The sequence below is a fragment of the Pseudogemmobacter faecipullorum genome, from assembly GCF_020539525.1.
Lineage (GTDB): Bacteria > Pseudomonadota > Alphaproteobacteria > Rhodobacterales > Rhodobacteraceae > Pseudogemmobacter > Pseudogemmobacter faecipullorum.
Genome location: NZ_JACDXX010000075.1, coordinates 1 through 1,282, shown reverse-complemented (window position 1 = coordinate 1,282; position 1,282 = coordinate 1). Strand labels below are relative to the sequence as shown.

The window sequence follows — 1,282 nt, the reverse complement described above, 5'->3', positions numbered from 1 at the left end:
GTCGCAACGTCCGGGAATGGTTTGCCGCCCGCAACCAGTTCGCCATAATGTTCGGCGAGCGCTTCGCCGCTTGAGTATCTGAAACCGCATGGACCGGCCCAGATACACAGACTTCAGGACAGTCCCCAGGGTCGTTAAGCGCTCAGATGCCAGAGGGTCGAGCGGCCCGCCCCCTCTCCCTGGGTGAGGATACCGGCCTCGGCCAGGCCTGCCAGATCCCGGGACGCCGTCGCGCTTGCAGCCCCGGTCATCCTGCGCCAGCTGCGGGCGCTGATCCCCTCGGCCAGGCGTTCAGGGCCCTGCGCGAACAAGAGCCGCAGCGCCTTTTCCTGCCGAGCGTTCAGCACCGGCCCGAAGCGGGTGAAAAAGGCATTGCGCCGTGTCCGGAACAGCGCTTCTTTGCGGCTTGCCTCGGCCGCACGCAGCAGACAATGCAGGAACCACTCGACGAAGGGCGTCGCATCAATACCCCCCTGCCCTTCCCGGCGCCCCGCCTGCAGCGCCTCATAATAGGCCTTTTTCTCACGCTCAATCTGGCGTGACAGCGAGAATGGCAGGGCACGCTCCCGTGCGAAAACATGGTCGATGATCGCGCGCCCGATACGGCCATTCCCGTCTGAGAACGGATGGATCGATTCAAACCACAGATGCGCCAGTGCCGCGCGGATCGCCGGATGGCTGTCTGACGGGCGGGCAAGCCAGGCGAGGAAGGCCGCCATCTCCCCCTCCAGCCGCTCGGGCGGCGGGGCACGATAGAGCACCTCATCCTGCCGGGCCGCCTGATCCGAGCGGACAATCTCCAGCTCAAAGCTGCGCCAGCGGCCGCGATCCTCAATCTCAACGCCGTAAAACAGCAGATTATGCCAGGCAAAGAGCCCCGGCTCATCAAGCGGGCCCTGATAGTCACGGGCTTCCAGCATCAGCTCGGCGATGGCATCAGGGCGGCGCGACGGCGGGGCCTGGTTGCGATGCCGCAGGGAGGCGATAACCGAAGCCTCAATCTCAGCCGCGTTCAGGCTCACCCCTTCAATGCTGAAACTGGCAAGCGCCTCATCAATGATCCGGCCGAGGCGCAGCTGCTGCTGATCCCCCTCCTCCAGACCCGCCTGCAGCCCCTGGATTTCGCCCACCGCCTCCAGCGCGCGCGCCAGGGGCGGCATTGCCAAGTTGTTGTGTCGTGAAGCCCCTGCTACAGGATTTCGAATGAAAATGCCATCATCCCTGGCGCGCCTGAAGGGCTTCCGCTTCCCCCGCGAGATCATCGCTTATGCCGTCTGGGCCT

1 protein-coding gene and 1 pseudogene are annotated in these 1,282 nt (G+C 64.9%); one reads left to right on the top strand and one right to left on the bottom strand.

Translation table 11 applies throughout. The features are described from left to right. Positions 1–134 precede the first annotated feature (134 nt). The gene (locus H0485_RS21245) at positions 135–1,160 is read right to left on the bottom strand and encodes a Fic family protein (RefSeq protein ID WP_226937867.1); all 1,026 of its coding nucleotides are present in this window, start codon (positions 1,158–1,160) and stop codon (positions 135–137) included. 43 nt (positions 1,161–1,203) lie between these two features. Here H0485_RS21245 and H0485_RS21240 point away from each other — a divergent pair. Then, positions 1,204–1,282 (top strand): annotated as a pseudogene (locus H0485_RS21240) (IS6 family transposase); the annotation flags it as partial.